The 6,724-nt window shown below is 64.5% G+C and carries 5 protein-coding genes and 1 pseudogene; 1 reads left to right on the top strand and 5 read right to left on the bottom strand.

All coding sequences use genetic code 11. The annotated features are described in order from the left end of the window. From AAAB16_RS18035 to cobG, 5 genes and pseudogenes are all read right to left on the bottom strand, one after another. Positions 1–319 (bottom strand): annotated as a pseudogene (locus AAAB16_RS18035) (hypothetical protein); the annotation flags it as partial. 385 nt (positions 320–704) lie between these two features. Continuing rightward, the gene (gene cobJ, locus AAAB16_RS18030; protein WP_340664563.1) at positions 705–2,360 is read right to left on the bottom strand and encodes a precorrin-3B C(17)-methyltransferase; all 1,656 of its coding nucleotides are present in this window, start codon (positions 2,358–2,360) and stop codon (positions 705–707) included. 288 nt (positions 2,361–2,648) lie between these two features. After that, positions 2,649–3,395: a precorrin-2 C(20)-methyltransferase gene (locus AAAB16_RS18025; RefSeq protein ID WP_340664562.1), complete on the bottom strand. Its 747-nt coding sequence runs from the start codon at positions 3,393–3,395 to the stop codon at positions 2,649–2,651. Beyond that, positions 3,395–4,021, bottom strand: a complete 627-nt coding sequence (locus AAAB16_RS18020) for a precorrin-8X methylmutase (protein ID WP_110615589.1) — start codon at positions 4,019–4,021, stop codon at positions 3,395–3,397. The genes AAAB16_RS18025 and AAAB16_RS18020 overlap by 1 nt, the downstream gene beginning before the upstream one ends. Further along, a complete protein-coding gene (cobG, locus tag AAAB16_RS18015) occupies positions 4,021–5,355 on the bottom strand; it encodes a precorrin-3B synthase (RefSeq protein ID WP_340664561.1) in 1,335 nt (444 codons plus the stop codon). Before cobG ends, AAAB16_RS18020 begins: the two co-directional genes overlap by 1 nt. 111 nt (positions 5,356–5,466) lie before the next feature. Here cobG and cbiE point away from each other — a divergent pair, with 111 nt between their 5' ends. Then, entirely contained in the window at positions 5,467–6,669 is a 1,203-nt protein-coding gene (gene cbiE, locus AAAB16_RS18010; protein WP_340664560.1) for a precorrin-6y C5,15-methyltransferase (decarboxylating) subunit CbiE, read from the top strand. Positions 6,670–6,724 lie beyond the last annotated feature (55 nt).

Here is a 6,724-nt window from a genome sequence, read left to right as displayed (position 1 = left end):
GATTGAGGTCGCCAACGCCGGTGCTGTACCCGCCGTGGGGATCGGGCCGGGTGCTGATCGGTAGGGTGGCGCGCAGCAACTGCGGTACGCCGATAAAGTCGCCGGGTGCTACCGGCAGGGTGCCGCGCAGCAGCAAGTCATTGGTGTGCACATTGGTGTTGAACAGCTCAGGCGTGTAGTAGTCCTGAAAATTCAGCCCCGGCGCCAAGTTGAGCGGGTTGTTGCTCTTGTTGGCGTCCGCCGCATTATCGGCCTGCACAGCGAGGGAAAATAACAGCCCAGCAACCAGCGTCGCTGCTAAGGCAACCTTGTTCTGCATGGCGAACCTCTTCCGTTAGGTCACGCTGCACTGCACGGCTCAGACGTTGCAAAAATCGCGTTTCAGTTACGGTTAGTGGATAACGATGCCCGGCAAATGATGGCTTTCTGACATTCTCTGAAACCTTGCTGAGGGCTCTACTTCGGTATCTACGGACCGGGTACGACAGTTCCGACACGCTCGAATGACGTTAGCAGCGATTCGCAGAAAGGCCAGAGCAAGTATCGCGAAATGCACTAAAGCTGTGCGTTCAGAGTTGCCCGGCGAAGATCCATTGCCCTATGGATAACGTTCCATAACGGGAAGTGCCTGGGTGCGCACAGCACACCCTACGACGCACTCGCCCCTGGGCGCAGCAAGGAATGGATTTAGCCCCCGGCACTTCTCAAGAGCGCGCGGGATACGACCTTGGCGTATACACCCAGCCCGCTTCACTCCCTGCCTTGGCAAATCGCCGTGTGGTGCTGGAGCCGATGATAACCATGGTGCGCATATCGACCATTTCCGGGGTGAGTTCGCCCAGGGTGGTGACGGTGAGTGCTTCGGCTGGGCGACCGATATCGCGGCCCAATACGACCACGGTTTCCGGCTGGCGTTGTTCGCGCACTACATCCAGGGCGCGGCCCAGTTGCCAGGGGCGGGCGCGGGAGATGGGGTTGTAGAAGGCCAGGGCGAGGTCGGCGAGGGTGGCGTGTTTTAGCCGCAGTTCGATCACGTCCCACGGTTTGAGGTTGTCGGAGAGGGAGATCATGCAGAAGTCGTGACCCAGCGGCGCACCAGCCTTGGCGGCGGTGGCCAGGGAGGCGGAGATGCCGGGCAGGATTTGCAGCTCGACGTTATGCCAATCCGCGTCGCTGCTGGCTTCCAGGGCTTCCAGCACGGCAGCAGCCATGGCAAATACGCCGGGGTCGCCGGAGGACACCACCACCACGCGCCGGCCGCTGGCGGCCAGTTCAAAGGCGTGACGTGAGCGCGCCAGCTCTTCGCGGTTGTCGCTGTTGTGCAGCACCTGGTCGGGGCGGAAGGGGCCGGCCATGGTCACGTAGGTTTCGTAGCCGAGTACGTCTTGCGCGTCGTGCAGGGCCAGTTTGACGGCGGGCGCGGTGAACTCGCTGGCGCCGGGGCCGAGGCCGACCACAGTAAGGCGGCCACGGGCTTGGCCGAGGCTGTGGATATCTATCGGTTGGCTGGCAATGGCTAGCTGTATGCCTTCTGACTGCTGCACGCGGTGCGCAACGTTCAGCGCCGTTTCCTCGCTAAAACGCAGCGGCACGCCTAGGGTGGCGGCAGTGCTATGCAGCTGTGCGTCAGCCATCTGCGAGCGCGGGCTTAGCAGGCAGGCCAGGGCATGGGGGCTGATGCCGGCGGCGGCGAGGCTGTGCTGAATAAGGGCGGCATCGGCTGGTGGGTTTAGCACCACCACGCTGCGCGGGTGGATTAGCAGTTCATCGGCGTTGGCCTGAATGTCGGTGCTAATGCGGATGCGCAGATTGGCGTCGTCGGCCAAGGGCAGGCGGGCGGCGTGCAGCCACGGTGCGTCGCCTTCAATGCGCACGTTCTCACCGCCGAGCAGGGAGGAGACGAAGCGTTTGCCCTGTTCGATGTCGCCCACTACATAGCCGCTGGGTGGGTTAAGTACGCAGGTGTCGAAGCGCAGTTCGCCACTGGTGGTGATGGCGGCTTGCACCTCCAGCGCGGTGGCGATTTCACGCGCCATAACGTTGACCCCGGCCAGGCCGCCGAGCAGCGGCACCACCGCGCTGCCGTCTTCGGCGACGGCCAGCACCGGTGGCTCGGCGCCTTTACTTTGCAGCAGCGGGGCCAGGCAGCGGATGACGATACCGGCAGCGCACAGGGCGATGATCGGGCGGTTGTTTTGGTACAGCTCACGCAGTTGGCTGGCGAACTCGCTGTAGCCCACGTCGGCGGTGACGCGCTCGTTCAGCCCGTACACCTGCGCGCCCGGGTACAGCGCCTGGATACGCCGCGCAGTGCTCAGGGCGCCGGTGCCGAGAATGATGATGGCGTGCGGGTGGGACATGGAGCGCTCCGAAACATTTTTGGGGCAGGGTATTGGCGTTTGCCGCTTCCCCCTCACCCTCTCCCCGGAGGGGCGAGGGGACTGGATTTGTGTTGGCGTGGAAGTTGAGGTTTTCAGCCAAGCACCGCTTTAGCACCCCTCGCCTGCTTGCGGTCGCCCGGACAGGGGCGAGGGGACTGGATTTGGGTTGGCCTGGAATTGAGGTTTCCGGCCAAGCACCGATTTAGCTCCCCTCGCCCGCTCGCGGGAGAGGGGCTGGGGGTGAGGGTCGCAGCCAACGCAATTGCCTCAGGCCTGCCACTTTTCCCCCGGCACAATAATCAGGGAGAAATACGGCGAGTCCATCGGCTGCACTTCATCCAGCGGCACAATCCGTTGGTTTTCCATGGTGGCTCGCTCCACATACAACGCGCGCTCGGCCAAGCCCAGCTCATCCAGCACGCCGCGCACTTTGTCGAAGTTGCGCCCCAGCTTCATCACCACCGCTGCATCGGTGGCGGCCAGGCGTTGTTTCAACTCATCGGCCGGCAGCACGCCGCTAAGCACGGCCAAGCTCTGGTTGCGGTACACCAGCGGGATACCCAACACGGCGGCGCCACCGAGCATGGAGCACACGCCAGGCACCACTTCGGCGCGGTAGCGGCTGGCCAGGCGGTCGTGCAGGTACATGTAGGAGCCGTAGAAAAACGGGTCGCCTTCGCAGATCACCGCCACGTCGCGGCCGGCTTCCAGGTGTTCGGCAATCTGCTCGGCGCAGGTGTCGTAGAAGTCGCTGATGATGCTTTCGTAGCTCAGCGGCGGCGCCAGTTTTTCCGTGGTCACCGGGTAGACCATGGGCAGGCGTTGCTGCGCCTCGCTCAGGTGCCCGGCGATAATGCCGAAGGCGTTGCCATGCTGGCCAACGGCGACCTTGGCCTTGGCCACGAAGTAGCCGATTACCGGTGCCGCTTGCAGCAGGCGCAGGGCTTTAAGGGTGATCAGTTCCGGGTCGCCGGGGCCGACGCCAATGCCGAGCAAACGTCCTGTGGCAGCCATTACTCCACCTCCGTGGCCAGGGCATTCACGGCGGCGGCGGCCATGGCGCTGCCGCCACGACGACCGCGCACAATCACGTACGGCACGCCACGGCTGTCGGCGGCAAGCAGGTCTTTGGATTCAGCGGCGCCGACAAAACCAACGGGAAAGCCGAGGATCAGCGCCGGTTTTGGTGCGCCGGCATCGAGCATTTCCAGCAAATAAAACAAGGCGGTGGGCGCATTGCCGATCACCACTACGCTGCCTTCCAGGTGTTCGCGCCAGTGCTCCAGGGCCACGGCGGAGCGGGTGTTGCCGCGCTCACGGGCGAGGTCAACCACACCTTCGTTGTTAAGGGTGCAGATCACCTGGTTATTGGCCGGCAAGCGGGTGCGCGTTACGCCTTCGGCGACCATACGCGCGTCGCAGAGAATCGGCGCACCCGCGGCCAAGGCTTGGCGCCCGGCCGTGCCGGCACCGGGGGAGAAGCGCAGGTCTTGCACCACATCGACCATGCCGCAGGCGTGAATAACGCGCACGGCGAGTTTTTCCAGGTCGGCGGGAATGCCGCTCAGGTCGGCTTCGGCACGGATGATGGAAAAAGAATGGCGGTAGATTTCCTGGCCATCGCGGATGTACTCAAGCATCAAGGGGTTCTCATGGGGGCGGGCTGCGCGGCCAGGGTGTCGGCGGCTTCAAGGATAGTCAGGTTGCGCGCCAGCAGGCGGCCAAAACCGCTGGTGCTGCTGTCGCGCTGGTACAGGTCGTAACGGCCGGCGCTTACTGCCAGCAGGGTGTGCGGCGCGATATGGGCGGCGGCGCAGGAGCGCTTGCAGGCGCTTAGGTGCACTTGCTCGACGGGTGCGCGGCTGGCGAGTAATTCTGCCAGCAACAGGGCGTCGGTTTTGCTCGCGGCCAGGCCTTTGCCGCAATCGCTAGAGCCGCTGCAGGCGATGATTCGCGCCAATGGAATTGTGCTGTCAGTGAGCAGGCCCAGGGCGTTTAGCGTTTTAGTCAGCGCGTCTGCGCTATCGCCTGGCACATCGCGCAACAGCAGGCTTTGCCAGGGGGTGAAGTACAGCGCGTGGTTGGCCAGATCGGCGACGGCGCGCAGTTGTGCGGTGGTCATTCTGCCCAGCACTGGCGCGGCGCCGACATAGACCAAGCCCGCTTGGCGCTGCGCCCGCACCCCCAAATGCGCCCACGGCTCGGCAGCCGGGCGGCGCCAGTTAAACACCTCGGCGTCCTGCTCTAACGCAAACGGCAGGCGGGCTTGCAGCGCAGCGAGAAACGCGCTGATGGGCATCTGCTTAAGCAGGTGGCGCATACGGGTTTGTTCAGGCGTGGCGTGTTGCAGAAACAGTTCCAGGCAGGCCTGCACCAAGGCGGGCGCATGTTCCAGCGGCACAGCGGCAAGCGCTTCGTTGGGGCAACTGGCCAGGCCAAAGGCCAAGCGCTGTGCACCGTCTTCGGCCATCGCACTGAGCCAAAGGTCGTGGTGGTGTTCGAGCATGGCCACGCCTTCGCCGCCATCCACTTGCAGGGCGAATTTGGCCGAGAGCTGGTGCAGCGATTCGCGGGTTTCCAGCAGCGCAAGCAACTGCTCGGCGAGTGGGCGAACGTCGAGTACCTGCTGGGCATCGACACCCGCCGCCGGGCTAAGCATCAGGTTGCGCACATCATCGGCGCCGGCGCTGCGTGGTCCCAGTTCGGCAGAGAGTAAGGCTTCAATCAGGTCTTGCTCGCAACCGCCGCGCACACCACGAATTTGCAGATTGGCGCGGTTGGTCACTTCAATCACGCCGCTGGCGAACTGCTCAGCCGCCGCGCTGATGGCCAATGCCTGCGCCACGCTTAGCCGCCCACCCGGCAGTTTGACCCGGCAGATACCGCCGTCGCGCGCCTGCACAATGCGCAGCAAACCCGGGCACGCGGTATGGCGTGGCAGGGGGGCGTTGACTGTGGGTTGGGCATCGTTCAAAAAAGGTCACCGGTTCGCCGTGGCTGGCTGTGGGGGCTGGCGAACGCGCTATTATGCCCGCTTTGCGCGACCCCAGGAAAAGCCTGCTGGTCGGCTGGCGAGGAGCAGACGATGTCGGCGTGGCTAACGGTGGTGGGAATCGGTGAGGACGGTTACAGCGGCCTGGGCAAACCGGCGCGTCGCGCGTTGCTCGACGCCCGCCTGATTGTCGGCAGCCCGCGCCAGTTGGAATTGCTGCCGCATTGCCTGAATGCCGAACGTCTGCTGTGGCCTAGCCCCTTTAGCCTGGGCCCGGTATTGGCGGCGCGCGGTACGCCGGTGTGTGTGTTGGCCAGCGGCGACCCGATGTTGTTTGGCGTCGGTGCAAGTTTGGCCCGCCAGGTGGTGGCCGAAGAGATGCGCGTGTTCCCGGCGCCCTCGTCCTTTTCCCTGGCCGCGGCCGAGCTTGGCTGGCCGTTGCAGGAGGTCAGCTGTCTTTCGGTTGTTGCCCGCCCGCTCGCGGCCTTGCACGGCCATATCCACCCCGGCCAGCGCTTGCTGGTGCTGAGTAATGACGGCAGCAGCCCCGCCGCCATCGCGCAGTTATTGGTGGAGCGCGGTTTTGGCCGCAGCCGGTTACGCGTATTGGAGCATTTGGGTGGCCCCCTGCAACGTAGCCTGGATGGCACGGCCAATGGCTGGGCTATTCCCGAAGTGGCGGCCTTGAATGTGTTGGCCATCGACTGCCACGCCGATGACGACGCGCGCTTGCTGCCGCTAACGCCCGGCCTGCCCGATAGCGCCTTTGCCCACGACGGCCAACTGACTAAACGCGATGTGCGCGCCATCACCCTGGCGCACTTGGCGCCGTTGCCGGGTGAATTGCTCTGGGACGTTGGCGCTGGCTGCGGCTCCATCGGCATTGAATGGATGCGCGCCCACCCCACCTGCCGCGCCATCGCCATCGAAGCCAACGGCGAACGCCAAGGCTTGATCAGGCAAAACCGCGATGCCCTCGGCGTGCCGGGTTTGCAATTGGTCGCCGGCAGCGCCCCTGAAGCCCTGCACGGCTTGCCGCAAGCTGATGCAATTTTTATCGGCGGTGGTGTCACCATTGCCGGCGTATTGGAGCATTGCTGGGCTAACCTGCGCCCCGGTGGCCGGCTGATCGCCAATGCCGTAACCCTGCAAAGCGAAGCCACCCTGGTGGCCTGGCGCGCGGTCAATGGCGGTGAGCTGACGCGCATCAGCGTTGCCCAGGCGCTACCGTTAGGCGAGTTCGACACCTGGCGCGCCGCCTTGCCGATCACCTTATTGCACGCCGTGAAGCTCTAAGCCCATGCGCGAAGAAACCCCCGAACAACCCGCGCCGCTGCGCAGCGGCTACACC

Origin of the sequence: Pseudomonas sp. (assembly GCF_037994325.1) — a bacterium.
Taxonomy (GTDB): Bacteria; Pseudomonadota; Gammaproteobacteria; order Pseudomonadales; family Pseudomonadaceae; genus Aquipseudomonas.
The sequence above is the reverse complement of the archived record's forward strand: the minus strand, read 5'-3'. Positions and strand labels throughout refer to the sequence as shown.

Excerpts from the sequence above, each read along its gene's own strand:
- cobJ (WP_340664563.1), bottom strand. The coding sequence starts at position 2,360 with ATGTCCCACCCGCACGCCATCATCATTCTCGGCACCGGCGCCCTGAGC.
- AAAB16_RS18025 (WP_340664562.1), bottom strand. The coding sequence starts at position 3,395 with ATGGCTGCCACAGGACGTTTGCTCGGCATTGGCGTCGGCCCCGGCGAC.
- AAAB16_RS18020 (WP_110615589.1), bottom strand. The coding sequence starts at position 4,021 with ATGCTTGAGTACATCCGCGATGGCCAGGAAATCTACCGCCATTCTTTT.
- cbiE (WP_340664560.1), top strand. The coding sequence starts at position 5,467 with ATGTCGGCGTGGCTAACGGTGGTGGGAATCGGTGAGGACGGTTACAGC.